General features: G+C 52.9%; 27 protein-coding genes and 1 other annotated feature. Of the genes, 14 read left to right on the forward strand and 13 right to left on the reverse strand.

Annotation, left to right across the window (positions count from 1 at the left end):
* Positions 1 to 192 precede the first annotated feature (192 nt).
* Positions 193 to 675 (reverse strand): SsrA-binding protein SmpB, encoded by a 483-nt coding sequence (gene smpB / locus F3J29_RS21355; RefSeq protein ID WP_008458185.1) that lies wholly within the window; start codon positions 673 to 675, stop codon positions 193 to 195.
* Positions 676 to 828: 153 nt separating this feature from the next.
* On the opposite strand from smpB, the gene F3J29_RS21360 reads away from it, so the two are divergent.
* Together F3J29_RS21360 and F3J29_RS21365 are read left to right on the forward strand one after the other, a co-directional pair.
* On the forward strand, positions 829 to 1266 hold the full coding sequence (locus tag F3J29_RS21360; protein WP_166869096.1) for a type II toxin-antitoxin system RatA family toxin: 438 nt from the start codon (positions 829 to 831) through the stop codon (positions 1264 to 1266).
* On the forward strand, positions 1256 to 1546 hold the full coding sequence (locus F3J29_RS21365) for an RnfH family protein (protein WP_166869098.1): 291 nt from the start codon (positions 1256 to 1258) through the stop codon (positions 1544 to 1546). The genes F3J29_RS21360 and F3J29_RS21365 overlap by 11 nt, the downstream gene beginning before the upstream one ends.
* A 62-nt stretch (positions 1547 to 1608) precedes the next feature.
* On the opposite strand, the gene bamE is transcribed toward F3J29_RS21365, so the two are convergent.
* From bamE to nadK, 3 genes are all read right to left on the reverse strand, one after another.
* Complete coding sequence (bamE, locus tag F3J29_RS21370) at positions 1609 to 1953, reverse strand: outer membrane protein assembly factor BamE (protein ID WP_166869100.1); 345 nt, start codon at positions 1951 to 1953, stop codon at positions 1609 to 1611.
* Positions 1954 to 2170: 217 nt separating this feature from the next.
* The gene (recN, locus tag F3J29_RS21375) at positions 2171 to 3832 is read right to left on the reverse strand and encodes a DNA repair protein RecN (RefSeq protein WP_166869102.1); all 1662 of its coding nucleotides are present in this window, start codon (positions 3830 to 3832) and stop codon (positions 2171 to 2173) included.
* Between the two features lie 209 nt (positions 3833 to 4041).
* The gene (gene nadK / locus F3J29_RS21380; RefSeq protein WP_166869103.1) at positions 4042 to 4920 is read right to left on the reverse strand and encodes an NAD(+) kinase; all 879 of its coding nucleotides are present in this window, start codon (positions 4918 to 4920) and stop codon (positions 4042 to 4044) included.
* 123 nt (positions 4921 to 5043) lie between these two features.
* Between nadK and grpE the strand changes: the two genes are divergently transcribed.
* Positions 5044 to 5622 (forward strand): nucleotide exchange factor GrpE, encoded by a 579-nt coding sequence (grpE, locus tag F3J29_RS21385; protein WP_166869105.1) that lies wholly within the window; start codon positions 5044 to 5046, stop codon positions 5620 to 5622.
* Between the two features lie 49 nt (positions 5623 to 5671).
* On the opposite strand, the gene F3J29_RS21390 is transcribed toward grpE, so the two are convergent.
* Both F3J29_RS21390 and F3J29_RS21395 read right to left on the reverse strand, forming a co-directional pair.
* Positions 5672 to 6958, reverse strand: a complete 1287-nt coding sequence (locus F3J29_RS21390; protein WP_166869107.1) for an HlyC/CorC family transporter — start codon at positions 6956 to 6958, stop codon at positions 5672 to 5674.
* A 20-nt stretch (positions 6959 to 6978) separates the two neighbouring features.
* Positions 6979 to 7767: a cytochrome C assembly family protein gene (locus F3J29_RS21395; RefSeq protein WP_205246876.1), complete on the reverse strand. Its 789-nt coding sequence runs from the start codon at positions 7765 to 7767 to the stop codon at positions 6979 to 6981.
* Between the two features lie 167 nt (positions 7768 to 7934).
* On the opposite strand from F3J29_RS21395, the gene ffh reads away from it, so the two are divergent.
* The 5 genes from ffh to rplS all read left to right on the forward strand — a co-directional run bounded on the left by ffh (position 7935) and on the right by rplS (position 11551).
* Positions 7935 to 9296, forward strand: a complete 1362-nt coding sequence (gene ffh / locus F3J29_RS21400; RefSeq protein ID WP_166869109.1) for a signal recognition particle protein — start codon at positions 7935 to 7937, stop codon at positions 9294 to 9296.
* Positions 9297 to 9409: 113 nt separating this feature from the next.
* A complete protein-coding gene (gene rpsP / locus F3J29_RS21405) occupies positions 9410 to 9658 on the forward strand; it encodes a 30S ribosomal protein S16 (protein ID WP_038479704.1) in 249 nt (82 codons plus the stop codon).
* Between the two features lie 18 nt (positions 9659 to 9676).
* Entirely contained in the window at positions 9677 to 10225 is a 549-nt protein-coding gene (gene rimM / locus F3J29_RS21410; RefSeq protein WP_166869111.1) for a ribosome maturation factor RimM, read from the forward strand.
* Positions 10226 to 10271: 46 nt separating this feature from the next.
* The gene (trmD, locus tag F3J29_RS21415; protein WP_008458169.1) at positions 10272 to 11039 is read left to right on the forward strand and encodes a tRNA (guanosine(37)-N1)-methyltransferase TrmD; all 768 of its coding nucleotides are present in this window, start codon (positions 10272 to 10274) and stop codon (positions 11037 to 11039) included.
* 164 nt (positions 11040 to 11203) lie between these two features.
* Entirely contained in the window at positions 11204 to 11551 is a 348-nt protein-coding gene (gene rplS, locus F3J29_RS21420; protein ID WP_008458168.1) for a 50S ribosomal protein L19, read from the forward strand.
* 231 nt (positions 11552 to 11782) lie between these two features.
* On the opposite strand, the gene F3J29_RS21425 is transcribed toward rplS, so the two are convergent.
* Genes F3J29_RS21425 through yfiR form a run of 3 tightly spaced genes read right to left on the reverse strand, consistent with a single transcriptional unit; the run spans position 11783 to position 13972 of the window.
* The gene (locus F3J29_RS21425; RefSeq protein WP_166869113.1) at positions 11783 to 12268 is read right to left on the reverse strand and encodes an OmpA family protein; all 486 of its coding nucleotides are present in this window, start codon (positions 12266 to 12268) and stop codon (positions 11783 to 11785) included.
* Positions 12265 to 13509: a diguanylate cyclase DgcN/YfiN gene (gene dgcN, locus F3J29_RS21430; RefSeq protein ID WP_166869115.1), complete on the reverse strand. Its 1245-nt coding sequence runs from the start codon at positions 13507 to 13509 to the stop codon at positions 12265 to 12267. Before dgcN ends, F3J29_RS21425 begins: the two co-directional genes overlap by 4 nt.
* The gene (gene yfiR / locus F3J29_RS21435) at positions 13502 to 13972 is read right to left on the reverse strand and encodes a regulatory sequestration protein YfiR (RefSeq protein WP_157141415.1); all 471 of its coding nucleotides are present in this window, start codon (positions 13970 to 13972) and stop codon (positions 13502 to 13504) included. The genes dgcN and yfiR overlap by 8 nt, the downstream gene beginning before the upstream one ends.
* A 540-nt stretch (positions 13973 to 14512) precedes the next feature.
* Between yfiR and aroF the strand changes: the two genes are divergently transcribed.
* From aroF to F3J29_RS21450, 3 genes are all read left to right on the forward strand, one after another.
* On the forward strand, positions 14513 to 15583 hold the full coding sequence (gene aroF / locus F3J29_RS21440) for a 3-deoxy-7-phosphoheptulonate synthase AroF (RefSeq protein ID WP_166869118.1): 1071 nt from the start codon (positions 14513 to 14515) through the stop codon (positions 15581 to 15583).
* A 10-nt stretch (positions 15584 to 15593) separates the two neighbouring features.
* On the forward strand, positions 15594 to 16715 hold the full coding sequence (gene tyrA / locus F3J29_RS21445; RefSeq protein WP_166869119.1) for a bifunctional chorismate mutase/prephenate dehydrogenase: 1122 nt from the start codon (positions 15594 to 15596) through the stop codon (positions 16713 to 16715).
* Between the two features lie 77 nt (positions 16716 to 16792).
* Positions 16793 to 17665 (forward strand): SMP-30/gluconolactonase/LRE family protein, encoded by an 873-nt coding sequence (locus tag F3J29_RS21450; RefSeq protein ID WP_166869121.1) that lies wholly within the window; start codon positions 16793 to 16795, stop codon positions 17663 to 17665.
* Positions 17666 to 17702: 37 nt separating this feature from the next.
* Here F3J29_RS21450 and pheA read toward each other — a convergent pair whose 3' ends face one another.
* The 4 genes from pheA to bamD form a co-directional block, all read right to left on the reverse strand.
* Entirely contained in the window at positions 17703 to 18863 is a 1161-nt protein-coding gene (gene pheA, locus F3J29_RS21455) for a bifunctional chorismate mutase/prephenate dehydratase (RefSeq protein WP_166869123.1), read from the reverse strand.
* Between the two features lie 21 nt (positions 18864 to 18884).
* Positions 18885 to 19009 (reverse strand) — a sequence feature (Phe leader region).
* Positions 18961 to 19008, reverse strand: coding sequence for a pheA operon leader peptide PheL (pheL, locus tag F3J29_RS22670; protein WP_193216298.1), 48 nt, complete (start codon positions 19006 to 19008; stop codon positions 18961 to 18963). (Overlaps the previous feature by 48 nt.)
* Before the next feature lie 108 nt (positions 19010 to 19117).
* On the reverse strand, positions 19118 to 19456 hold the full coding sequence (raiA, locus tag F3J29_RS21460) for a ribosome-associated translation inhibitor RaiA (protein WP_166869125.1): 339 nt from the start codon (positions 19454 to 19456) through the stop codon (positions 19118 to 19120).
* 268 nt (positions 19457 to 19724) lie between these two features.
* Entirely contained in the window at positions 19725 to 20462 is a 738-nt protein-coding gene (bamD, locus tag F3J29_RS21465) for an outer membrane protein assembly factor BamD (RefSeq protein ID WP_166869127.1), read from the reverse strand.
* A gap of 133 nt (positions 20463 to 20595) precedes the next feature.
* On the opposite strand from bamD, the gene rluD reads away from it, so the two are divergent.
* From rluD to clpB, 3 genes are all read left to right on the forward strand, one after another.
* The gene (gene rluD, locus F3J29_RS21470) at positions 20596 to 21576 is read left to right on the forward strand and encodes a 23S rRNA pseudouridine(1911/1915/1917) synthase RluD (protein WP_166869129.1); all 981 of its coding nucleotides are present in this window, start codon (positions 20596 to 20598) and stop codon (positions 21574 to 21576) included.
* Positions 21573 to 22304 carry a purine nucleoside phosphorylase YfiH gene (yfiH, locus tag F3J29_RS21475; RefSeq protein ID WP_166869131.1) on the forward strand — a complete coding sequence of 244 codons (732 nt, stop codon included), beginning with the start codon at positions 21573 to 21575 and terminating at the stop codon, positions 22302 to 22304. Before rluD ends, yfiH begins: the two co-directional genes overlap by 4 nt.
* Before the next feature lie 130 nt (positions 22305 to 22434).
* The gene (gene clpB / locus F3J29_RS21480; protein ID WP_166869133.1) at positions 22435 to 25008 is read left to right on the forward strand and encodes an ATP-dependent chaperone ClpB; all 2574 of its coding nucleotides are present in this window, start codon (positions 22435 to 22437) and stop codon (positions 25006 to 25008) included.
* The last annotated feature ends 326 nt before the right edge of the window (positions 25009 to 25334 follow it).

The raw sequence follows: 25334 nt of genomic DNA on the forward strand, positions 1-25334 counted from the left end.
TTTTAATGTGTTCTTTCAGTGGGCGCGGTGATAGTGAAGGGAAATAGCATATATTGTTTAGTGCTGCTTAATTAATTCAAGGGCGCGGATTCTGACCGCACAATAATAGCTGATAATTAAAAATGCGCGTGATTTTTTTGTGCTGGCTCCTCAAACGAAGAGCCAGCGGAGAGTACGACGGCGAGAAGTGCCTTAACGACCGGCGTTTTTCATGATACGGGCTTTATCTACAGCCCATTCACGATCCTTCGCATCGGAACGCTTGTCATGCTGTTTCTTACCTTTCGCTACGCCGATTTTCACTTTACACCAGGCGTTCTTCCAGTAGAGGGACAGGGCGACGATGGTATAACCGTCGCGGCTGACGCTACCGAACAGATTGTCCAGCTCGCGCTGGTTAAGCAGCAGCTTGCGGGTACGGGTAGGATCGCAGACTACGTGGCTGGAGGCCACGGTAAGAGGCGTGAAGTTGGCGCCAAACAAATAAGCTTCGCCATCTTTAAAGATAACGTAGCTATCGCCGATGTTTGCCTTCCCGGCGCGTAATGATTTTACTTCCCAGCCCTGCAGCGCGAGACCCGCTTCAATCTCATCTTCGATAAAGTATTCATGGCGGGCACGCTTGTTAAGCGCAATGGTGGCTGAGCCTGGTTTGTGTGCTTTTTTCTTAGTCATAGTGCTGCTCAGTATATGTAATCCAGGAGTTCAAAGACACCCCGCGACCTGCGCGAGGAGGAATCGCTTATCTTAGCATGAGCGGCAGAGAGTTTTTGTTTGCGCGGTGATAAATGTTATTATTTGTCCGATTTATGACTCCCAGGAATTGTTATGCCGCAGATTAGCCGTACTGCTTTGGTGCCCTACAGCGCCGAGCAGATGTACCAGTTAGTAAACGACGTGAATTCGTACCCGGAATTTTTACCTGGCTGCACCGGTAGCCGGGTGATTGACGCATCGGCTAATCAGATGACGGCGGCGGTTGACGTTTCAAAAGCCGGGATCAGCAAAACTTTCACCACCCGAAATACCCTGACCGACAATCAAAGCATCCTGATGCATCTGGTGGACGGTCCCTTCAAAAAGTTGATGGGGGGCTGGAAGTTCACGCCGCTTAGCGAAGATGCCTGCAGGATCGAGTTCCAGCTTGATTTCGAATTTACCAATAAGCTGATTGAGCTGGCCTTTGGCCGAATCTTCAAAGAGCTTGCCGGCAGCATGGTTCAGGCATTCACTACCCGCGCCAAAGAGGTTTACCGTGTCGCGTGAGATTCAGGTTGAGGTGGTTTATGCCCTGCCGCAAAAACAGTACCTGCGTCAGGTGAAGCTTGAAGAGGGCAGCACGGTTGAGCAGGCTATTATTGCCTCTGGTCTGCTTGAGCTTCGTGACGATATCGACCTGGCGAAAAACAAAATTGGGGTTTATAGCCGCCCGGTAAAGCTGGGGGATAAAGTGAATGACGGCGATCGGGTTGAGATTTACCGGCCGCTGATTGCCGACCCGAAAGAGCTGCGTCGCCAGCGTGCAGAACGTTCTGCCCAGAAATAATCCTGTGTGAAAGTGATAAAAAAAGGTGCCTGAGGCACCTTTTTTTATGCATCGAGCCAGCCTTATTCCCCTTTGGTCAGGGCCGGTTTATTGTCGATGTTGGTCAGAACGCCGTTGCTGTTAAAAGTCAGAGTCAGCGTCTGCTGAGTCACGTTCTCGTGGCCTGGCTGTTGGCGGAAGACATAGAACCAGGTATTGGTGCCGAACGGATCGGACATCATTGGCGTCCCCAGGGTGTAGGCCACCTGTTGTTGAGTCATGCCAACCCGAAGTTTGGACACATCATTGGGAGCCAGATAGTTACCCTGGTTGATGTCTGGGCGGTAAACCACTCGCTCCAGAGTGGAACAGCCTGCGGTCAACATCAGAAGAACCGCTGCGGCAGCAGTCAGCATTTTACAACGCATAGTGATTTGATTCCTTTTCGGGCCGGAGTAGTGCGTGGCTCATTCGTATTATGCCGATGATAATAGACCTTTAAGCAGTTTAAAACCTCAAGGCGCTCAACTCTGACAGTGGGAGCATAAAAAAGTTGGTTGAAAAGTTGGCAGAAAGGCGGATTAGCGAGTGTGGTGGGCGTTTTTTGCACAACGCACGGTGCGAAACACCGTGCATTGTATAACCTCAGGCGGCCAGCAGCTCTTTGGCATTCGCCAGCGTGTTGCGGGTGACTTCACTGCCGCCGAGAAGACGAGCAAGTTCCTGCAAGCGAGAACGTTTGTCCAGAGGCTGCATATGGGTTTCGGTCATTTCACCGTCGGTTTCTTTGCTGACGAAGAAATGGTGGTGACCGCAGCCGGCAACCTGCGGCAGGTGGGTAACGCACATCACCTGGGTAGATTCGCCTAGCTGACGTAACAGTTTACCCACTACCGCGGCGGTAGGACCGCTGATCCCCACGTCAACTTCATCGAAGATCAGCGCCGGTGTTTCCATTTTACGGGCGGTAATCACCTGAATGGCCAGCGCGATACGGGAAAGCTCACCGCCCGAGGCGACTTTTGCCAGCGGCTGCAGAGGCTGGCCAGGGTTAGTGCTGACGCGGAAATCAATGCGGTCAGCACCTTCGGCGGTCAGGTGGTTTTCGTTAAACTCGACGTCTATGGCGAGCTTACCGTGCGGCATCGAGAGCGAATGCATGCTCTCCGTGATCAACTGGCACAGTTCATGGGCATGTTTGACCCGGCTTTGGTGAAGCGCCTGCGCGACGGCAAGTGCCTGCTGGTGATGCTGGGCAACGGCCTGCAGCAGCTCTTCCAGCGAACCCGTTTGCTCATCCAGTAACTGCTGTTCATCCAGCAATTTTTGGTGGAAAGCGGGGAGCTCTTCGGGCGTGATGTGGTGCTTACGCGCCAGAGAGATTTGGCGAGAGATACGCTGTTCCAGTTCATAAAGACGGTTTGGGTCCAAATCCAGACGATCGCAGTAATGGCGTAATTCATCGCTGGCTTCGGAAATCTGAATGGCGGCCTCTTCCAGCATATCCAGCACGCCAGAGAGTTTGTTATCCATACCTACCAGTTCCCCCATGAGGTGGCGCACGGTATACAGCTGGCTTTGTAAATTGTTCTCTTCACCATCGGCCAGGACGTCCAGCGCCTGCTGGCTGGTGGAGAGCAACTGGCCGCTGTTGGCGAGGCGTTTGTACTCTTCATCAATCAGTTCGAATTCACCGGCAACGGGCGAAAACTCATTCAGCTCTTTAAGCTGGTAGTGAAGCAGTTCGGCTTTGGCTGAACGCTCCTGCGCCAGCTGCTGGTGTTGCGCCAGCGTACGGCAGCTTTGGTGCCATTCGCGGTAGCGCTCTGCCATTTGCTGAGTCAGCACCTGTTCACCGGCGTAGCCGTCCAGCAGCGTTTTTTGATGCTCGGGCTTGAGCAACAGCTGGTGGGCATGTTGGCCATGGATCTGGATAAGCAACTGGCCAAGATCGCGCAGTTGGGAAAGAGGCACGGCGGTACCGTTGATAAAACCTCGGGAGCGCCCATCGCTGCTGATAACGCGGCGCAGCAGACATTCGCTGCCGTCTTCCAGCTGGTTTTCTTCCAGCCAGCGTAGCGCCGCCGGGGTGTCTTTCAGAGAAAAGCGAGCGCAGAGATCCGCGCGAGCTGCACCCGAACGCACCATATCCGCTTCTGCGCGGCCGCCCAGGCAAAGCCCCAGTGCATCTATGGCAATAGATTTACCGGCACCGGTTTCCCCGGTAATGGCCGTCATCCCGTGATGAAAGTCTATTTCAAGTTCACGAACGATAGCGAAGTTACTGATGGTGAGTTGAGCGAGCATAGCCACCTTCCTGTATGAACTCGTCATACTTCAGGCTGCAGGCGTGTTGGCTGCTTTCACTTACCCCAGTCACTTACTCAAGTAAGGTCCTGGGGATGCGCTCTCTTGCCGCCTACCTGCAACTCGAATTATTTAGAGCTCGGTTGAGTTACTGTGTTTTCATACAGTATAAACTGGTTTTATATACAGTAAAGTGGCCAGGCGTTTTTTTAGAACAATTTTTTCGACCAGCCGAGTTTCGAGCTTAATGTGTTGAAATAGCTGTAGTCTTTCGGGTGGATCAGATTGAGGTGATAGTCACAGCGGCGAATGAGCACGTCTTCACCTTCCTGAATAGGCAGCGCAATCTGGCTGTCGCAGCTGATTTCAAGGTCACTTCGCATATGGGAAAAGCGCAGGCGGATGGTGCTGCTGCTGTTGATGACCAGCGGGCGAGCAGAAAGCGTGTGTGGGAACATCGGCACCAGCGTGATGGCATCCAGTGAGGGCGTAAGAATTGGACCTCCGGCGGAAAGCGAGTAGGCGGTTGAGCCGGTCGGCGTGGAGATAATCAGCCCGTCAGAGCGCTGTGAAAACGCGAAGATTTCGTCAATATAGACTTCGAACTCAATCATATGCGCGACTTTACCGGGGTGAAGCACCACTTCGTTTATTGCGGTACTGAGTCGCGTAGGAGTATCGTGCTGGCAGACCTGCGCTTCGAGCAGGAAGCGGCGCTCGGTAATATAATGCCCTTCGAGGACGTCCGCTAGCTGCTGCTGGGCATTGTCAGGGTCAAGGTCGGTCAGGAAACCCAGGTTGCCGCGGTTGATGCCAATCACTTTGATGTCATAGCGAGCGAGCACCCGAGCAGCGCCCAGCATATTGCCATCCCCGCCGACGACCACGGCCAAATCGGCCTGCTGGCCTATCTCGGCCAGCGTGCCGGTTCTCACCTGTTTGAGATTTAGCTCCTGGGCAATTTGCTGTTCCACCATCACTTCATAGCCTTTGGCGCACAGCCAGCGATAGAGCATTTCATGCGTGGTCAGAGCGGTGGGGTGACGCGGGTGTCCGACAATACCGATGCAGTTGAAATGTTTGTTCATTATCCTGGTGGTCCTTATTCGCAGACGTTCCTGCGACAATATGACAGGTTCCCTTGAAACCCTGAAACTGATCCCCATAATAAGCGAAGCAGCGAGATGAATGCTAAAAACGCGGAGAATTTCATGAGTAGTAAAGAACAGAAAACACCTAACGAGCAAGCCCCGGAAGATATCGTCATGGATCAGCACGAAGAAATCGAGGCCGTAGAAGGTGCCGATGTCGTGGATCCGCGCGACGAAGAGATTGCAAATCTGCAGGCTCAGCTGGCTGAAATGAAGCAGCGCGAGCGTGAAATTGAGCCTCGCCACCAGGCTGATTTAGCTAACCTGCGTCGCCGCACCGAACAGGATATCGAGAAAGCGCACAAGTTCGCTCTGGAAAAATTTGTGAACGAACTGCTGCCGGTTATCGACAGCCTGGATCGCGCGCTGGAAGTGGCCGACAAGTCCAACCCGGATTTAGCCCCAATGATCGAAGGCATTGAGTTAACTCAGAAGTCGATGCTGGACGTGGTTCGCAAGTTCGGCGTGGAAGTGGTGGGCGAGACTAACGTGCCGTTCAACCCGGACGTGCACCAGGCGATTGCGATGGTTGAATCTGCCGATGTTGCACCAAATAACGTGCTGATGGTAATGCAGAAAGGTTACACCCTGAACGGCCGGACTATTCGTGCCGCGATGGTTTCCGTAGCCAAAGCCTGATTCATTTCCAGTACAAGAAAGCCAGCCCTGAGGCTGGCTTTTTTTGTCGCTATTGCTCAACGCTTTGCCGTAAAGGCTTCACCGGCGTGACGCGCACCTGCTTAATCATGTTGTCCTGTACGTCGAGAATATCGATGTCGTACTGACTGAGCCGGATGCGGGTTCCTGCCGCCGGGATCTCCTGAATCTCTTCCAGAATCATACCGTTTACCGTGCGGGCGTCGTCTTCCGGCAGCGTCCAGTTAAAGGCTTTGTTGAGTTCACGCACGTTGGCGCTGCCTTCGATAATGACCGAGCCGTCGTTTTGCGGCGTAACTTCTTCCGCAAGCGTTGGGGACATGGACGTGGTGAAGTCCCCGACGATTTCTTCCAGAATATCCTCGACGGTCACCAGCCCCTGAATATCGCCATATTCATCCACCACCAAGCCGACTTTCTTTTTATTCCGCTGAAATTTCACCAGCTGCACGCTGAGCGGCGTGCCTTCCGGCACAAAATAAATCTCATCGGCGGAGCGGAGCATCACCTCTTTGGTGAACTCTTTTTTCTCGGTCATCAGGCGGTAGGCTTCGCGAACGCGGAGCATGCCGATGGCATCATCCAGATTGTCGCGGTACAGCACGATACGGCCGTGCGGGGAGTGGGTTAACTGGCGGACGATAGATTTCCAGTCGTCATTAATATTGATGCCGACGATTTCGTTTCGCGGCACCATGATGTCGTCGACGCTGACCTTTTCCAGATCCAGCACCGACAGCAGCATATCCTGGTTGCGCCGTGAAATTTGCGAGCGGGATTCATGCACGATGGTCCGTAGCTCTTCTTTGCTCAGGGCAGTGCTAATCATGTTGTCCACCTTAATGCCAACCATGCGCATCAGCAGACGGGTAATGGTATTCAGCAGCCAGACCAGCGGCATCATCAGAATTTGCAGCGGGCCGAGCAGCCAGCTGCTCGGGTAGGCGACTTTTTCCGGGTACAGCGCGGCGATGGTTTTAGGCAGAACTTCAGCAAACACCAGCACAACAAAGGTCAAAACACCGGTAGCAATGGCCACCCCGGCGTTACCATACAGACGGATACCCACGATGGTTGCCAGTGCAGAAGCCAGAATATTCACCAGGTTATTCCCGATAAGTACCAGGCTAATCAGGCGGTCCGGTTTACGCAGGAGTTTTTCAACGCGCTTTGCCGCCCGGTTACCCTGTTTGGCGCGGTGACGCAGGCGGTAGCGGTTTAGCGTCATCATGCCGGTTTCTGAACCGGAAAAGTACGCGGACACCACCACCATGATGATCAGGGTGACGATCAGCGTGGTGGTTGAGATGTGTTCCAAAAGTGATTTCCTTTAAGAGATTAGCTTACGAACTGCTGCAGGACTCGGCTGCCAAAATAAGCGAGGGTTAAAATGCCCGCGCCGGCAACGTTGAACCAGACCACGCGGCGACCGCGCCATCCTTCATGATAGTGCCCCCACAGCAGAACGACGTAGACAAACCAGGCGAGAATCGACAGCACGGCTTTATCGACGTTTTCCAGGCTGAACAGGTTCTTCATATAAAAGAGGCCGGTGCACAGCGTCAACGTCAGCAGGACAACGCCCACCTGGGTGATATGAAACATTTTACGCTCGATCACCATCAGCGGCGGCATTTCTGCGCTGAAGGCCAGCTTTTTGTTCTTTAGCTGGTAGTCAATCCACGCCAGCTGCAAAGCGTACAGCGCGGCAATAATCAGCGTGGCATAGGCAAAGAGCGACAGGCCGATATGCACCATCATCCCCGGTGTGGCTTCGAGATGGGTGATAAATTCGTTGGGCATAAAGGTTGCCAGCGCCAGATTTATCAGCGCAAAGGCGTAAACAATCGGTAACAGCAGCCAGCCGCGATTACGAGAGGCGACAATGGTCATGACCGTACAAATCATCAGGCTGACGAGGGAGCCTACGTTCAGCAGGCTCAGGTTTTGCCCGCCATCGACGGTAAAGAAGCGCGCTTCCAGCGCCAGCGCGTGGCTGACCAGGGCAATGGCGGCGGATAAAATGGCAAAGCGGCGCCATCCGCTGTTCTTCCGCAGAAGACCGGGAATGATCAGCGCCAGGCTGACGGAATAGGCTACAAGCGCAAGAATGGCGAAAACGGGCATATTAAGGTGTCGGTCAAATTGGCCAGAGAACAAAAAAGTCAGTATAACGTTACCTGCCGCCTGCTCCAACCGTTGGATCACACGCGAGGCGGCTTCATGATATAATCCGCCAAATTCAGTTTTGTGTCGCGAGCTGCGGCCCCAGTTACCACGTTAGGCAAAATACCATGTTTGATAATTTAACAGACCGTCTGTCGCGTACCCTACGCAATATTAGCGGCCGTGGGCGGCTAACCGAAGAAAACGTTAAAGAGACGCTGCGCGAAGTGCGCATGGCGCTGCTGGAGGCGGACGTTGCGCTGCCGGTAGTGCGTGATTTTATCAGCCGCGTTAAAGAAAAAGCGGTCGGGCATGAAGTCAATAAGAGCCTGACCCCTGGCCAGGAATTCGTCAAAATCGTTCGCGCTGAGCTGGTTTCCGCGATGGGCGAAGAGAACAGCAGCCTGAACCTGGCGGCGCAGCCACCTGCCGTCGTGCTGATGGCCGGCCTGCAGGGTGCCGGTAAAACCACCAGCGTCGGTAAGTTGGGTAAATTCCTGCGCGAAAAGCAGAAGAAAAAAGTGTTGGTGGTTTCAGCGGACGTTTATCGCCCTGCGGCGATTAAACAGTTGGAAACCCTTGCTCAGCAGGTTGAGGTGGACTTCTTCCCGTCTGATGCGCAGCAAAAGCCTGTCGATATCGTTAACGCCGCGCTGAAAGAAGCGAAGCTGAAGTTCTACGACGTGCTGCTGGTGGATACCGCTGGTCGTCTGCACGTCGACGAAGCGATGATGGACGAAATCAAACAGGTTCATGCCGCGATTAAACCGGTAGAAACGCTGTTTGTGGTCGATGCCATGACCGGTCAGGATGCGGCGAATACCGCGAAGGCGTTCAACGAAGCGCTGCCGCTCACCGGCGTGGTGCTGACCAAAGTGGACGGCGACGCCCGCGGCGGTGCGGCGCTGTCGATTCGCCATATCACCGGCAAACCGATCAAGTTCCTCGGCGTGGGTGAGAAAACCGAAGCGCTGGAGCCGTTCCACCCGGATCGTATTGCCTCCCGCATTCTCGGTATGGGCGACGTGCTGTCGCTGATTGAAGATATCGAAAGCAAGGTTGACCGCGCGCAGGCCGAGAAGCTCGCCAGCAAGCTGAAAAAAGGCGACGGCTTCGACCTGACCGACTTCCTCGAGCAGCTCAAGCAGATGAAGAACATGGGCGGCATGGCGAGCATGATGAGCAAGCTGCCGGGCATGGGCCAGCTGCCGGACAACGTCAAATCCCAGATGGACGATAAAGTGCTGGTGCGGATGGAGGCGATCATCAGCTCGATGACGCTAAAAGAGCGCGCCCAGCCGGAAATCATCAAAGGTTCCCGCAAGCGTCGTATCGCGCAGGGTTCCGGGATGCAGGTGCAGGACGTTAACCGCCTGCTGAAGCAGTTCGACGACATGCAGCGCATGATGAAGAAAATGAAAAAAGGCGGCATGGCCAAAATGATGCGCGGTATGAAAGGGATGATGCCGCCGGGTTTCCCAGGCCGCTAAGCTCTTTTCGATTGCTTTTTCCCCAGAAATCAGTAAAATTTTCGGGCTTTTAATATGACACCGGGCTCCATCCCTCGATGGGGCCCGGCGTTTTATTCACTAAAGAGGATGTTATGGTAACTATTCGTTTAGCACGTCACGGCGCTAAAAAGCGTCCGTTCTACCAGGTTGTCGTTACTGATAGCCGTAATGCACGTAACGGTCGCTTCATTGAGCGCGTTGGTTTCTTCAACCCTATCGCTAACGAGAAAGAAGAAGGCGTTCGCCTGGATCTGGATCGCGTAGCACATTGGGTTGGCCAGGGCGCAACCGTTTCTGATCGCGTTGCTGCGCTGATCAAAGAAGCTAAGAAAGCAGCTTAATCTGTCACGGTGGTCATGATGAGCAAGCAACTCGCCGCACAGGTTCCCGTTAACCCAATTGTGTTGGGCAAGATGGGCTCCTCCTACGGTATTCGTGGTTGGCTCAGAGTGTTTTCCTCCACCGAAGACGCCGAAAGCATTTTTGACTACCAGCCCTGGTTTATCCAGCGCGGCGGTCAGTGGCAGCAAGTACAGCTGGAAAGCTGGAAGCACCACAATCAGGATCTGATCATCAAGCTGCAAGGCATTGACGATCGGGATGCTGCGAATCTGCTGACCAATTGCGAAATTGTCGTGGATTCAACGCAACTGCCGGCTCTTGAAGCGGGTGACTATTACTGGAAAGACCTTATGGGCTGCCAGGTAGTGACCACTCAGGGGTATCAGCTCGGTAAAGTCATCGACATGATGGAAACCGGCTCGAATGACGTTCTCGTCATCAAGGCAAACCTGAAGGATGCATTTGGCATCAAGGAGCGGCTGGTTCCGTTCCTCGATGGGCAGGTTATCAAGAAAGTCGATCTCGCTACTCAAACGATTGAAGTAGATTGGGATCCTGGTTTTTAAACCTCCGGAATCATACGGTAGTCGCTAGCATAGTGGGGATTGGCTTGTGTTTATTGGTGTAGTTAGCCTGTTTCCTGAGATGTTCCGCGCAATTACCGATTACGGGGTAACTGGCCGGGCAGTAAAAAATGGCCTGCTAAGCATTCAAAGCTGGAGTCCACGCGACTTCACCTATGACCGGCACCGTACCGTGGACGATCGTCCTTATGGCGGCGGACCGGGAATGCTGATGATGGTGAACCCTTTGCGGGAAGCCATCCACGCAGCGAAAGCAGCGGCAGGGGAAGGTGCTAAGGTTATCTATCTTTCACCTCAGGGGCGCAAGCTTGATCAAGCGGGCGTCAGTGAACTGGCGGCAAACGAGAAGTTAATTCTGGTTTGTGGCCGTTACGAAGGGATCGATGAGCGCGTGATCCAAACCGAAATTGACGAAGAATGGTCAATCGGCGATTACGTTCTCAGCGGCGGTGAGCTGCCAGCGATGACGCTGATTGACTCAGTCTCCCGGTTCATTCCGGGTGTTTTGGGGCATGAAGCATCGGCAACCGAAGATTCGTTTGCCGAAGGGTTGCTGGATTGCCCTCACTATACCCGGCCTGAAGTGTTGGATGGCATGGAGGTACCGGCGGTATTATTGTCGGGGAACCATGCGGAGATTCGCCGTTGGCGCCTGAAACAGTCGCTGGGCCGTACCTGGCTTAGAAGACCTGAACTTTTGGAAAACCTGGCTCTGACTGAAGAGCAAGCAAGGTTGCTGGCGGAGTTCAAAAAAGAGCATACGCAACAGCAACATAAACATGATGGGCAGGCGTAAGCCCCCTAAACCCCAAAATAGTTGGAGTTGCAGCAAGATGGCAAGCAAGTGAATCCCGATGAGCTTACTTCAGTAGGTGATTCGGGTGAAGGAGAGCAGCCAGCACAGATGCAGCTTCAAATATGACGGGGAAATATCAGTTTACCCAGGATAAGAGATAAATTATGAGCAATATTATTAAGCAACTTGAACAAGAACAGATGAAACAGGATGTACCTTCCTTCCGTCCGGGCGACTCCGTGGAAGTGAAAGTATGGGTCGTTGAAGGTTCTAAAAAACGTCTGCAGGCATTTGAGGGCGTGGTTATCGCTATCCGTAACCGCGGTCTGCACTCTGCATTCACTGTTCGTAAAATTTCTAACGGCGAAGGTGTTGAGCGCGTATTCCAGACTCACTCCCCAGTAATCGACAGCATTACTGTTAAACGTCGTGGTGCCGTTCGTAAAGCTAAACTGTACTACCTGCGTGAGCGTACCGGTAAGTCTGCTCGTATCAAAGAGCGTCTTAACTAAGATTCGCTCAGGCGACATCCAAATAAAAGGGCTGCCATCTGGCAGCCCTTTTTTATGGGGAAAATAAAGCATAGTGCGCTTGTAAAGGTCATCACTCTGGCTAAATAAAGGTGTGAGTTGTGTTTTATGATTTACCTCAAACAGTCGAAAACCACGCTTTTCGGCTGTTTGCCACCGGACTGAAAGGGCTGCCATCTGGCAGCCCTTTTTTATGCTCCAGATCTGTCTTGATTATGGGGCGGTGATGACAACCGCGACGCGGCGGTTTTCCGCACGGCCTTCGCCGGTGTTGTTGCTGGCCACCGGGTATTTCTTACCTAGCCCTTGAGTTGTAAGATTACTGCGAGGGATGTGAGCGCCTTCAGCCCAGGCATCTGCCACAATATTCGCTCGCTTGAGGGAGAGCTGTTCGTTGTAGCTGTCTTCACCGTAGTTATCGGTGTGGCCATCCATGCGGGCGTGTTTCAGGCCGGTCGCGGAAAGTTTGGCGGCCATGCTCTGGATGGTTTGGTAGCTTTCAGGCTGCAGCTTGTACTGGTTTTTACCGAACAGGATCTTGTCCGACAGCCCAAGTGACCAGCCGTCGTTTGACTCAGCGAAGCCGTATGAGCGCATCGCGGCAACCTGTTCAGGAGAGAACGTCGATGGCGGTGCCTGGCAGCCGGTTAACAGAAACGAGAAGAGGATTGCCGGTGCAAATAAGCGTGAAGCTTTCATAATGTATCTCTTTGGGGCGGTTTTATTAGCAACTCACGTTGCTTGTGTTTTTCTCTGTACATATTGCGGTCGGCCGTTTCCATCAGGCTTTCCGCTGAAGTGATATCTTTCGCGAGCGCAACGCCGATGCTTAGGGTCATGGTAACCCAGTGCTCGCCAGGTAAACGGATCGGCTGCTCGACCATCTCTTTCAACTGTTCCAACACCGATGAGGCCTGTTCTTCGCTGTTCACAGAATGAAGCAGCATGGCAAATTCATCCCCCCCGAGTCGGAAGGTGAGATGCCGCGTGTTGGCAAACATCAGCAGCCGTTTGGCGACTTCGATAAGCACAGCATCTCCGGCCGCATGTCCCCAGGTATCGTTAACAAATTTGAAGTTGTCACCGTCCATAAACAGCAAGGCGCTGCTCTGGAGTGTTTCGGGATCTGCAATCAGTTTATCCAGCGCGGTTCGGAAGGCTGCTCGGTTAGCCAGACCCGTGAGTGGATCCTGAAGGGCCGATTTCTGCAGCGAAGCATTTTTCATCTGAAGCTGTTTTTGCCATTCTTCCATCTCATCCAGCAGGCTGTTGAAGTCCTGGGCAAAAAGGTGGAACTCCTCAATTTTTTCCGGTGATACGCGGCGAGAAAAGTTACGGTTGCTACGAACGTCGTGGACAACGTCAGTAATATTCTGCAGCGCGGCATCAATATCGCGATGTAAATGGCGTGAAATGCCTAAGGCGATAACTGACGCGAGTAAAATACAGGCCGTCAGCACGCCTAATGAGAGCCAGACAAACAACGTCACGGTAGCATCCGTGCCTATCAGCCGCATTTCACCGATAATTTTTCCGTTATGCCAGATAGGCTGCCTGATCGGATGAGGATATAGCCATCGGGTAACCAGGCCACTCACCATGTCATGCTGAGACGGCTTATCTGCCTGCCAATGCGTGAGCTCCTGACCATTAACATCTACCACCTTTGCGGCGGTGAATTGCCCTTGCTTGCCCAGCACGGCCAGGGTTTCATTGGCCGCGGTGCCATCACGGAAAACAACGGCGGCTTCCAGGCTGTGACTTACAGTCACCGCCAGCAATTCGAGGTTTTTTTGCGCATACTGTTTTAGCGTCAGCATCGAAGCGACGGAAAGCAGCAGCCAGACAGCCAGCATGGCAATAACCACGCTGATTATGCTGATTCTACGTAACGTTCCTTTAAACGTTGGACGTGACGGCGTAGTCAAATCCTTATTCATGACTATTATTCCCTGGCCGAGCCAGCAGTAATACATCCGGACTAACCCTGACGCCGCTGCGGCTGAGGGCATCAAGGTTTACCGAAAAAGAAACTGCGTCATTATGAATATTCAGGCAGAAAGCACTGCCAATTATGCATTGTGGGTTCTGCTCGGCAATTAACAATAAAGGCCGGGATTGATAACGTTCTATTAATTGCAACTGCTGTTGTGGTGACTCGTTACCAAAATATATCCCGTCGCAGTTCGCTCGCAATGCCTCGTCTGATGACTGAACGAGGAGGGGTTGATATGAAATATCGCTATTTTTTGTGCTTAGCGTCGTAGCATAGGCTGCCGTTGAAAATATGCAGAGCTTTGGAAGCCCCTGTAGCTGAGGCCAGCGGGTGTAGCTGACAATCCCGGCCACAGTAGTGCGGACTTTGTCAGGCAGCACGGGGCTTGTTGCCTGTGCAGCTTGCATCCTGAATATCGTTAGCGCGAGGACGATAAACGTTAAAAATAACGTCAGCCCGCGGAGTTGAGACGTGGTTTTCACGCGCCACCAGCCCAAAAGCATCCTGGCCGGTGAAGCCAGTCTTTATTATTTATGATGTTGCCTTTGAGCATATCACTCCCACGTATTTCCGTCATTCATTCCCTGGTGTGATGATATTCCTGATTATCCAAAATAATAACGAGAATAACCCTGGAATGATGGTGTAAATCGTTATCGGTTTCCCCACGAAAAACACACGCGTGGGGGATAATATCAGCATAGAAGGTGGAATGAATTTTTACGCGCGCTTTTGTTTAGTCATGCAATTTTGGCCGTAAAATGTGCATCCTTATGGCTTTTGTAATCTTTAATTTACGGATTTGACGAATCTATGCGGCATTTAATTGGTTGTGTAACGATTGATTTACGTATAATGGATTGCAATCTTTACTGTTGGCGGTTACAGTAAGGCCTCCTCTACGAGGAAACGACTATCGCAAACGAGCTAAATACAGGACAGACATCATGCAAAAAGACGCGCTTAACAACGTTCATATCTCTGACGAACAGATACTCATCACGCCGGATCAGCTTAAAGCGGAATGTCCACTCACTGCGGCTCAGGAAGCGCAAATTGAGCAATCCCGTCTGACGATCTCCAATATTATTGCTGGCCGCGATCCGCGCCTGCTGGTTGTTTGTGGACCTTGCTCGATCCACGATCCGGAAGCTGCGATTGAATACGCTCGTCGTTTTAAAGCTCTGTCTGAACAAGTTAGCGATAGTCTGTACCTCGTAATGCGCGTTTATTTTGAAAAGCCTCGTACGACCGTGGGTTGGAAAGGGCTTATCAACGATCCGCATATGGATGGCTCGTTTGATGTGGAAGCAGGGCTGAAAATTGCGCGTCGCCTGCTGGTTGAATTGGTAAGCCTGGGGCTGCCGCTGGCGACCGAGGCCCTGGATCCCAATAGCCCTCAATACCTGGGCGATCTGTTTAGCTGGTCTGCAATTGGTGCGCGTACCACTGAATCCCAGACTCACCGCGAAATGGCTTCTGGCCTTTCTATGCCTGTTGGTTTTAAAAATGGCACTGACGGTAGCCTGGGCACGGCGATTAACGCGATGCGCGCCGCTGCAATGCCGCACCGCTTCGTGGGCATTAACCAGGCAGGGCAGGTTTGCCTGTTGCAGACTCAGGGCAACCCGGATGGGCACGTGATTCTGCGCGGTGGTAAAGCGCCTAACTATAGCCCGGCTGATGTTGCCCAGTGCGAAACAGAAATGCAGAAAGCCGGCCTGCGTCCGTCCTTGATGATCGATTGCAGCCATGGCAACTCAAATAAAGACTTCCGTCGCCAGCCGGGCGTGGCCGAATCCGCCATTGCCCAGATTAAAGATGGTAACCGCTCTATTATTGGCCTGATGATTGAAAGTAATATCCATGAAGGGAATCAATCATCAGAGCAGCCGCGCAGCGAAATGAAATACGGCGTGTCCGTTACCGATGCATGCATCGACTGGGAAACTACGGACAGCCTGCTGCGTGAGATCCACAAAGATCTGAGCGGCGTGCTGGCGGCTCGTCAGGCATAAGAGGTTTACTATGGTGGCTGAATTGACCGCGCTGCGCGATCAAATCGACGAAGTAGATAAGGCACTACTGGATTTGCTGGCTAAGCGCCTGGAACTGGTAGCGGAAGTGGGTGAAGTAAAAAGTCGCTTCGGCTTGCCGATTTATGTGCCGGAGCGAGAAATCTCCATGCTGGCGTCTCGCCGCAAAGAGGCTGAAGCCCTGGGGGTTCCGCCGGATTTAATTGAAGACGTGCTGCGCCGCGTGATGCGCGAGTCGTACTCCAGCGAGAACGATAAGGGCTTTAAAACCCTGCATCCCGCGCTGCGTCCGGTGGTGATTGTTGGCGGCGGCGGGCAAATGGGGCGTCTGTTTGAAAAAATGCTGACGCTTTCCGGCTACCAGGTCCGTATTCTTGAAAAAGAAGACTGGAACAAAGCACCGGAGCTGCTGGCCGATGCGGGCATGGTGATTGTCAGCGTGCCGATTCATATCACCGAGCAGGTTATCGCTAAATTGCCTCCGCTGCCGGCGGACTGCATCCTGGTGGATTTAGCGTCGGTGAAGAATGGTCCGCTGCAGGCGATGCTTGCCGTACATACTGGCCCGGTACTTGGCCTGCACCCAATGTTTGGCCCGGACAGCGGCAGCCTGGCAAAGCAGGTTGTGGTCTACTGTGATGGCCGTCAGCCAGAAGCTTACCAGTGGCTGCTGGAACAGATTCAGGTCTGGGGTGCGCGTTTGCACCGCTCCAGCGCGGTTGAGCATGACCAGAACATGGCGTTTATTCAGGCGCTGCGCCACTTCGCGACATTCGCATATGGCCTGCATCTGGCTGAAGAAAATGTGCAGCTTGAGCAGCTGTTGGCGCTGTCTTCGCCGATCTACCGCCTGGAGCTGGCGATGGTGGGCCGGCTGTTCGCTCAGGATCCACAGCTTTATGCCGACATAATCATGTCTTCGGAAAGTAACCTGGCGCTGATTAAGCGCTATTACAAACGGTTCGGCGAGGCGATAGGCCTGCTGGAACACGGCGACAAACAGGCGTTTATCGACAGCTTCCGGAAAGTGGAGCACTGGTTCGGGGATTACGCGCAGCGTTTCCAGAATGAGAGCCGCGTTCTGCTACGGCAGGCAAATGATAACCGTCAGTAAGTGCCAAAAGGTCTTATAATCAAAAGCCAGTGGGAGTTTGCCCGCTGGCTTTTTTGTTTGTCAAAAGGATCCCTGAAATGGCTGAGCCGCAGCTGCTGTTCGACTATACCGGTCACTTACCCGAATGCCCTACGTGGAGCGCAGAAGAAGGTAGCCTCTACTGGACGGATATTCTTGAGAATGAAATCCACCGCTACCATCTGGCCAGCGGCAAACATGACGTTATTCAGTTTTCTGAAGAGGTAGGCTGTTTTGCCTTGCGCGAATCCGGCGGATTTATTGTGGCGATGCGCAGCGGTATCTGGCTTACCAATCAAACCGGGCTGATTGTGGGCAAAGTTTGCGATAATCCGAGTAACCCGGATTTAGCACGTTTCAACGACGGGGGCACCGACAGGCTGGGGCGTTTTTATGCCGGTACATTCTGGGGCCCGGGTGATTACAATGGGGCGCTACTTTGCCGGGTGGATAACGATCTGACGCCGCATGTGATTCAGCACGATATCCATGGCGCAAATGGCCTGGCATTTAGCCCGGACGGTAAATGGATGTACACCTCAGACACGCCCAATGCCGTGATTTACCGGACGCCGCTGGATGTACAAGGCGAGCCCGGCCGACGTGAAGTCTTCAGGCGATTTGCCGAAGGTGAGGGCATTCCGGATGGCGCGGCGATGGATTGCGAAGGCTATTACTGGACGGCGTTGTTTGATGGCTACCGCATAGCGCGTATTTCTCCGCAGGGTGAGATTGTGGAAGAGCATCGTTTGCCTGTGCGTTGCCCGACGATGGTTTGTTTTGGCGGCGACGATATGAAAACGCTGTTTATTACAACGACCAGAGAAAACATGGACGAAGATGAGGTGGCCCGATTACCGCTTTCCGGGGCGCTTTTCACCCTCCGCGTTGCGGTGGCCGGAATGGAAAAACTGAAGTTTCGGGAAGAGTGATGTATCCAGCCCGGTTTCCGCCGGGCTGAGCGTATTATCAGGCCGGGTCGACCGGCACCACGTTTTCGCTTGGGTAGCTGCCGAGCACTTTCAGAGAACGGGTGATTTCCCCCAACTCGCGCAGCGCCTTACGCATGCTCTCATCTTTCAGGTTTGCCTGAATATCCAGATAGAACATCTCTTCCCACGGGTTACCGTTGATTGGGCGTGATTCCAGCTTAGTCATTATCAGGTTGTGATTGCGTAATACCAGCAGCGCTTCTACCAGGGCACCGGCCTGCTGGCCAGTCGCCATCAGCAATGTGGTTTTTGCGGGTACCTGGTCGGACACTTCGACAGCCTTACGTGCCAGCACAATAAAGCGGGTGATGTTTTGGGTCTGGTTCGCGAGATTACGTTCCAGCACCTGCAGGCCATAAAGTGCGCCGCCGGCTTCGCTGCCCAAAGCGGCAACGTGAGGAGAGTTGGCCTGAGCGACTTTTTCCATCGCGGCAGAGGTACTTTCGGTGTATTCAATTTTCCAGTGTGGATAGCGATTAATGAACTGGCTGCACTGCTGGAAAGGTTGAGGATGACTATAAACCGTTTGGATTTGCTCGAGATCGGTGGAGCCGGAAACCAGTACACAGTGGTCAATCGGTACGGTCATTTCGGCCACGATCGACAGGCTGGTGTGCTGCAGAAGATCGTAGACGTCGTTAATGGCTCCCGAACTTGTGTTTTCAATCGGCACTACGGCGTAATCGGCCTGGCCGGTTTCCACCTGATTAAAGATGTCGTGGAATTTGGCACAGCCGCTTTCGATGAACTGCTCAAAATGACGCGCGGCATACTGGCGCGCAGCAAGGTGAGAATACGAACCTTTAGGGCCCAGGAACGCAATGCGAGCTGAATGTGGATTCGTTTTGTTGAGATGTTGCTGCAGCAGCGTTTGCTGGGTCAGAACGGAGTCTTCTATGATGAGCTGGAACAGGCGAGTAATGTAATGGGCATCGAGATGGTGGCCTTTACCGAGGGTAATCAGGCGTTCCAGCAAGTCTCTTTCACGATCGATATCACGTACCGGGCGGTGAGAAGCGAGTTTTGCTTTGCCAACTTCAACCGCCAGCAGGCGGCGCTCTGCCAGCAGGGCTAACAGCTTTTCATCCAGCGCGCTGATTTTATCGCGCAGGGCCAGCAACGGATTAATTTCGGTCATAACGCTACCTTTTCGGTGTCCATAAAAAAAGCCTCCCGGTTGGGAGGCTTGTTTGTTCGTCTTCGCATTCTTTATCACACGACGAATTGCCTCCCAGTCAGGGGAAGGTAAAAAAGAATGCGAAGAAGAACGGGAAAAGTTTCATGTCAGGTTTCCTGAGGAATCTGATAGGTAAAGTACCTGCTCTGTTTTCGTTCTGTCAATAAAAAACGCGCCCGGAGGCGCGTTGGGTCATGTGGAAGGAGAGTTAACTGCTACTCTTCGTCTGCTTCTGCGAAGGACACGTCTTTCACTGAACCTGCTGCGCGACGTGCTTCACCTTTGTGTTGCACTTTATTTAACTGCCGCTCCAGTTTGTTGATCAAGTCGTTGATAGCCGTATACATATCTTCATGTCTGGCACTGGCTACGAGGTGCCCATTTGGTGTGTTTATCGTGGCATCAGCCACAAAGCCTTGAGGTTCTTTGGACAAGATAATATGTGGATTTATAAGATGAGTTTGCCACTTGTCCAGTTTGCTGAGACGGTCGGCGACATGCTGGCGAATAGCTGGGGTGATTTCCATTTGCTTGCTGGTAATGTTCATTGTCATAAATTTACCTCTTGTCTTTGCCGTCTTGGTAACTCCAGCATACCGTTCTTAATGTCAAAATGTGTGATGTAAATCACGTTATTTTGTCACTTTTTGTCAAGGAGACCTTTTTGTGAGGCAGGACAGGATATGCGTTTTTAAGGCTTGTGGTTATCGGAAATCACGTCCATATTTGATTGGATGACCTGACGCTAAACCGTTTCAGTTTTTGCGTCGGCAGATAAAAAAACGGCAGCCGAGGCTGCCGTTTTTCTTGTGATATAGTCTGTCAGGTGTTGCTGCTGTTGGCGGCAATGATTTTCGCAACTTTATCTGCCTGGCCCGGCATCTGCAGCTCGCGGTAGGCATTTTCCATCAGCTTCAGACCATCACGGGTTGCCTGAGTGTCAGGATAATCACGCAGCATACCTTCAACACGATTAACTACTGCCACCCACGCGCCGCGTTTCGTGTAATATTGCGCCACGGAAAGCTCATACTTCGCCAGGCGATCTTTCAGGAACACGAGACGCTTAGTCGCATCGGTAACGTACTGGCTGTTCGGATAGCCGCGCACCAGCTTCGAGAAGTCGTTAAAAGCATCGCGAGCGTGCTGTGGATCACGGTCGGAACGGTCAACGCCAAAGAAGCCCTGTAGCGCGCTGTCATCCAACGCCATGTCCGTCAGGCCACGCATGTAAAGTACGTAGTCGATGTTTGGATGAGTCGGATTGAGGCGCATAAAGCGATCGATCGCCGCCTGAGCCAGCGGTAAGTCCGCATTTTTGTAGTAGGCGTAGATCAGGTCGAGCTGCACTTGCTGAGAGTACGGGCCAAATGGATAGCGGTTATCCAGCGCTTCCAGTTGCGTTATCGCCGCTTTAAAGTTACCGTCCTGCAGCTTTTGCTGGGCAGTCGCGTAGATCTCAGAAGGCGGATTATCAGGAACCTCATCCTTGGAACTGGAGCAACCAGCCAAAGCCAGGCTCAACGTGGCCGCTGCCACCAGATATTTCATGCGCGTCATGACGTTTGACTTTCCTAAGTAATGTTATTTCCGGGAGAGTTCGTGTTCCGGCTCCCGATAAAGACCAGCTACAATAGCACATTATATTAAACGGCATTGCCGTAAAACCCAACGTTAACGAAAGAAGCTGTCTATGGCACAACTAGTACAACTCACCGAAACGGTGTCCGATTCACAACTGGGTCAACGCTTAGATCAGGCATTGGCCGAATTGTTCCCGGATTATTCGCGTTCGCGCATAAAAGAATGGATTCTTGACCAGCGAGTTACGGTCAACGGCGTTGTCTGGGACAAGCCGAAAGAGAAAGTGTTGGGTGGCGAAAGCGTAACCATCAATGCTGAGATTGAAGAAGAAGTCCGCTGGGAGGCTCAGGACATCCCGCTGAATATCGTCTATGAAGATGAAGATATTCTGGTGATCAATAAGCCCCGTGACCTCGTTGTGCACCCTGGTGCAGGCAACCCGGATGGTACCGTGCTGAATGCGCTGCTGCACTATTATCCGCCAATTGCGGATGTGCCGCGGGCGGGTATCGTTCACCGTCTGGATAAAGACACCACCGGCTTGATGGTTGTAGCAAAAACTGTCCCGGCGCAAACTCGCCTGGTTGAAGCTCTTCAACTGCGTGAAATTACCCGTGAGTACGAAGCGGTGGCCATTGGTCATATGACCGGCGGCGGTACGGTGGAAGAGCCTATCAGCCGCCACCCAACCAAACGCACCCACATGTCCGTGCATCCAATGGGCAAACCTGCGGTGACGCACTACCGCATTATGGAGCATTTCCGCGTGCATACGCGCCTGCGTTTGCGCCTGGAAACCGGCCGTACTCACCAGATCCGCGTCCACATGGCGCATATCAGCCATCCGCTGGTGGGCGATCAGCTTTACGGTGGCCGTCCTCGCCCGCCGAAAGGTGCATCGGAAGAGTTTGTCAGCGTTCTGCGCAAGTTCGACCGGCAGGCGCTTCACGCGACTATGCTGCGCCTGTACCATCCTGTCAGCGGTATTCTGATGGAATGGAGCGCACCGATCCCACAGGATATGGTTGAACTGATTGACGCTCTTCGCGCTGATACCGAAACCCATAAAGATCAACTGGACTGGCTATGACCAAAACGATCGTCCCGCACTGGCCGCTTCCGGAGGGCGTTGCTGCCTGTAGCTCAACCCGCGCGGGTGGCGTTAGCCTCGCGCCGTATGACTCGATGAATCTGGGCGCCCATTGCGGCGACGATCTGGCACATGTTGAAGAGAACCGTCGGCTATTTTATGCCGCCGCAGGCTTGCCTTCAAAACCGGTCTGGCTTGAGCAGGTTCACGGTAAAACGGTGTTGAAGCTAACGGGCGAGCCGTATGCCTCTAAGCGAGCGGATGCTTCTTATAGCAATACGCCGGGAACGGTTTGTGCGGTGATGACGGCGGATTGCCTGCCGGTGCTGTTTTGTAATGAGGCTGGAACTGAAGTTGCGGCAGCGCATGCTGGCTGGCGCGGTTTATGTGAAGGTGTACTCGAAGAGACGGTAGCCTGTTTCCAGGATCGCCCCCAGAATATTCGCGCCTGGCTCGGGCCGGCAATTGGTCCTCAGGCGTTCGAAGTGGGGCCGGAAGTTCGCGAAGCCTTTATGGCGAAGGACGAAAAAGCGGCAAATGCTTTTAGCGCAGCGGGCGAAAAGTACTATGCTGATATCTACCAGCTTGCAAGGCAGCGGCTGGCGAACGTGGGCGTCACGCAGGTGTACGGCGGCGACCGCTGTACCTGGACCGAAAGCGGCGATTTCTTCTCATACCGCCGCGACAGAATAACAGGTCGTATGGCAAGTTTCATCTGGCTGATATAACCTATCGAATCAAGACGATCCAGTGCGGGTAGCTCGCGCTTCATATATTTCAGGCCATTAACCTTGAATAATTGAGGGATGACCTCATTTAATCTCCAGTAGCAAATTTGACCTGTTTATGGGAGGAGTTATGCGTCTGGATCGTCTTACCAATAAATTCCAGCTTGCTCTCGCCGATGCCCAATCTCTTGCTCTTGGGCACGACAATCAATTCATCGAACCTCTTCATCTGATGAGCGCTTTGCTTAATCAGGAGGGGGGATCCGTGCGCCCGTTATTGACCTCTGCGGGGGTCAACGCGGGCAAATTACGTACCGACATCGAGCAGGCATTAAGCCGCCTGCCCCAGGTAGAAGGCACCGGCGGCGACGTTCAGCCTTCTCAGGATTTGGTGCGTGTACTGAACCTGTGCGACAAGCTTGCACAAAAAAGAAACGACAATTTTATTTCGTCAGAGCTGTTTGTTCTGGCGGTACTTGACTCACGCGGCACTCTGACCGACCTGCTGAAAGCCGCAGGCGCAACAGCAGCCAACGTAACCGCCGCGATTGAACAAATGCGTGGAGGGGAGAGCGTGAACGATCAAGGTGCCGAAGACCAACGTCAGGCATTGAAGAAATACACCGTTGATTTAACCGAGCGGGCCGAACAAGGCAAGCTTGATCCGGTGATTGGCCGTGATGAAGAAATTCGCCGTACTATTCAGGTATTGCAGCGCCGTACCAAAAATAACCCGGTGCTGATTGGTGAACCGGGCGTTGGTAAAACGGCCATCGTTGAAGGGCTTGCACAGCGCATCATTAATGGCGAAGTACCTGAAGGCTTGAAAGGCCGACGCGTGCTTGCGCTGGATATGGGCGCGCTGGTGGCCGGTGCAAAATACCGGGGTGAGTTTGAAGAGCGTCTCAAGGGTGTGCTGAACGATCTTGCTAAGCAGGAAGGCAACGTCATTCTGTTTATTGACGAGCTGCATACCATGGTCGGGGCAGGCAAAGCCGACGGTGCTATGGATGCCGGGAACATGCTCAAGCCAGCTTTGGCCCGCGGTGAATTGCACTGCGTTGGCGCGACCACGCTCGACGAATACCGTCAATATATAGAGAAGGATGCCGCGCTTGAGCGTCGTTTCCAAAAAGTGTTCGTGGCCGAGCCTTCGGTAGAAGACACTATTGCTATTCTGCGTGGTCTGAAAGAGCGTTATGAATTGCACCACCATGTGCAAATCACCGACCCGGCAATTGTCGCGGCAGCTACGCTGTCTCATCGCTATATTGCCGATCGCCAGCTGCCGGATAAAGCCATTGACCTCATCGATGAGGCCGCATCCAGCATTCGTATGCAGATAGACTCTAAGCCTGAAGAGTTGGACCGCCTCGATCGCCGCATTATTCAGCTTAAGCTGGAGCAGCAGGCGCTGAAGAAAGAATCTGATGAAGCCAGTCAGAAACGTCTCAGCATGCTGAATGAAGAGCTCGAAGATAAAGAGCGCCAGTATTCAGAACTTGAAGAAGAGTGGAAGGCGGAGAAAGCTTCGCTGTCCGGCACGCAAACCATTAAGGCTGAGCTTGAGCAGGCGAAAATCGCAATCGAGCAGGCTCGCCGCGTAGGTGATCTTGGGCGTATGTCCGAGCTGCAGTACGGTAAAATTCCTGAGCTGGAAAAACAGCTGGCCGCGGCAACCCAAAGCGAAGGGAAAACCATGCGTCTGCTGCGTAATAAAGTGACGGACGCAGAAATCGCCGAAGTGCTGGCACGCTGGACCGGGATCCCGGTTGCCCGAATGCTGGAAGGCGAGCGCGACAAACTCTTGCGCATGGAAAAAGATCTTCATCAGCGTGTGATCGGTCAGGATGAAGCCGTCGAAGCCGTATCAAACGCGATTCGTCGTAGCCGTGCTGGATTGTCCGATCCTAATCGCCCAATAGGTTCGTTCCTGTTCCTGGGGCCAACCGGGGTAGGTAAGACTGAGCTGTGCAAAGCGTTAGCGAACTTTATGTTCGACAGTGACGATGCGATGGTGCGTATCGACATGTCCGAGTTTATGGAGAAACACTCCGTATCGCGGCTAGTGGGTGCGCCTCCGGGCTATGTTGGTTATGAAGAAGGTGGCTACCTGACGGAAGCCGTTCGTCGCCGTCCTTATTCCGTGATTCTGCTGGATGAGGTAGAAAAAGCGCATCCGGATGTGTTTAACATCCTGCTGCAGGTTCTGGATGACGGCCGTCTGACCGATGGGCAGGGTCGCACCGTTGATTTCCGTAATACGGTTGTCATTATGACGTCGAACCTTGGTTCAGACTTAATTCAGGAGCGTTTCGGTGAACTGGATTACGGCCATATGAAGGATCTGGTCCTTGGCGTTGTTAGCCAAAGCTTCCGCCCGGAGTTCATTAACCGTATCGATGAGGTTGTTGTCTTCCATCCTCTCGGTGAGCGCCACATTGCTTCTATTGCTCAGATTCAGCTGCAGCGTTTATACAAACGGCTGGAAGAGCGTGGTTATGGTGTAAGTATCTCGGATGACGCATTGAAGCTCATCAGCGAGAACGGTTACGATCCGGTCTACGGAGCACGTCCGCTGAAACGCGCTATTCAACAGCAAATTGAGAACCCATTGGCTCAGCAAATCCTTTCCGGTGAGCTGATTCCAGGCAAAACAATCAAGCTGGAAGTTAAAGACGATCGCATCGTGGCAGTGCAGTAAGTCACTTAACGTAAAAAACGAGCCCATTTGGGCTCGTTTTTGTTTGTAAAACAGCCATTGCTGACCTGTTTTTATTCTTTTTGGCTGAAAAGTGAGCTCTCAGAAAATTTTTTCAAATTAGGGGTTGTCAGGCTCTGAGAACTCCCTATAATGCGCCTCCACTGACACGGTGAAGCGGCTTCGAAAGCGGCTTAACAATCCCGGCGTCAGTCAGACGAAAGCGAAAATAAACGCTTGACTCTGAAAGAGGAAAGCGTATTATACGCCACCTCGAGTTAGCAAGCGAAAGCGACTGACTCACTGCTCTTTAACAATTTATCAGACAA

Origin of the sequence: Enterobacter sp. Cy-643 (genome assembly GCF_011752815.1) — a bacterium.
In the GTDB taxonomy this organism is placed as follows: domain Bacteria; phylum Pseudomonadota; class Gammaproteobacteria; order Enterobacterales; family Enterobacteriaceae; genus Cedecea.

What these genes read in the sequence shown, in the direction of transcription:
- smpB (WP_008458185.1), bottom strand. Translation starts at nt 675, where the DNA reads ATGACTAAGAAAAAAGCACACAAACCAGGCTCAGCCACCATTGCGCTT.
- F3J29_RS21360 (WP_166869096.1), top strand. Translation starts at nt 829, where the DNA reads ATGCCGCAGATTAGCCGTACTGCTTTGGTGCCCTACAGCGCCGAGCAG.
- bamE (WP_166869100.1), bottom strand. Translation starts at nt 1,953, where the DNA reads ATGCGTTGTAAAATGCTGACTGCTGCCGCAGCGGTTCTTCTGATGTTG.
- recN (WP_166869102.1), bottom strand. Translation starts at nt 3,832, where the DNA reads ATGCTCGCTCAACTCACCATCAGTAACTTCGCTATCGTTCGTGAACTT.
- nadK (WP_166869103.1), bottom strand. Translation starts at nt 4,920, where the DNA reads ATGAACAAACATTTCAACTGCATCGGTATTGTCGGACACCCGCGTCAC.
- grpE (WP_166869105.1), top strand. Translation starts at nt 5,044, where the DNA reads ATGAGTAGTAAAGAACAGAAAACACCTAACGAGCAAGCCCCGGAAGAT.
- F3J29_RS21395 (WP_205246876.1), bottom strand. Translation starts at nt 7,767, where the DNA reads ATGCCCGTTTTCGCCATTCTTGCGCTTGTAGCCTATTCCGTCAGCCTG.
- ffh (WP_166869109.1), top strand. Translation starts at nt 7,935, where the DNA reads ATGTTTGATAATTTAACAGACCGTCTGTCGCGTACCCTACGCAATATT.
- rpsP (WP_038479704.1), top strand. Translation starts at nt 9,410, where the DNA reads ATGGTAACTATTCGTTTAGCACGTCACGGCGCTAAAAAGCGTCCGTTC.
- rimM (WP_166869111.1), top strand. Translation starts at nt 9,677, where the DNA reads ATGAGCAAGCAACTCGCCGCACAGGTTCCCGTTAACCCAATTGTGTTG.
- rplS (WP_008458168.1), top strand. Translation starts at nt 11,204, where the DNA reads ATGAGCAATATTATTAAGCAACTTGAACAAGAACAGATGAAACAGGAT.
- F3J29_RS21425 (WP_166869113.1), bottom strand. Translation starts at nt 12,268, where the DNA reads ATGAAAGCTTCACGCTTATTTGCACCGGCAATCCTCTTCTCGTTTCTG.
- dgcN (WP_166869115.1), bottom strand. Translation starts at nt 13,509, where the DNA reads ATGAATAAGGATTTGACTACGCCGTCACGTCCAACGTTTAAAGGAACG.
- yfiR (WP_157141415.1), bottom strand. Translation starts at nt 13,972, where the DNA reads ATGCAAGCTGCACAGGCAACAAGCCCCGTGCTGCCTGACAAAGTCCGC.
- aroF (WP_166869118.1), top strand. Translation starts at nt 14,513, where the DNA reads ATGCAAAAAGACGCGCTTAACAACGTTCATATCTCTGACGAACAGATA.
- tyrA (WP_166869119.1), top strand. Translation starts at nt 15,594, where the DNA reads ATGGTGGCTGAATTGACCGCGCTGCGCGATCAAATCGACGAAGTAGAT.
- F3J29_RS21450 (WP_166869121.1), top strand. Translation starts at nt 16,793, where the DNA reads ATGGCTGAGCCGCAGCTGCTGTTCGACTATACCGGTCACTTACCCGAA.
- pheA (WP_166869123.1), bottom strand. Translation starts at nt 18,863, where the DNA reads ATGACCGAAATTAATCCGTTGCTGGCCCTGCGCGATAAAATCAGCGCG.
- raiA (WP_166869125.1), bottom strand. Translation starts at nt 19,456, where the DNA reads ATGACAATGAACATTACCAGCAAGCAAATGGAAATCACCCCAGCTATT.
- bamD (WP_166869127.1), bottom strand. Translation starts at nt 20,462, where the DNA reads ATGACGCGCATGAAATATCTGGTGGCAGCGGCCACGTTGAGCCTGGCT.
- rluD (WP_166869129.1), top strand. Translation starts at nt 20,596, where the DNA reads ATGGCACAACTAGTACAACTCACCGAAACGGTGTCCGATTCACAACTG.
- yfiH (WP_166869131.1), top strand. Translation starts at nt 21,573, where the DNA reads ATGACCAAAACGATCGTCCCGCACTGGCCGCTTCCGGAGGGCGTTGCT.
- clpB (WP_166869133.1), top strand. Translation starts at nt 22,435, where the DNA reads ATGCGTCTGGATCGTCTTACCAATAAATTCCAGCTTGCTCTCGCCGAT.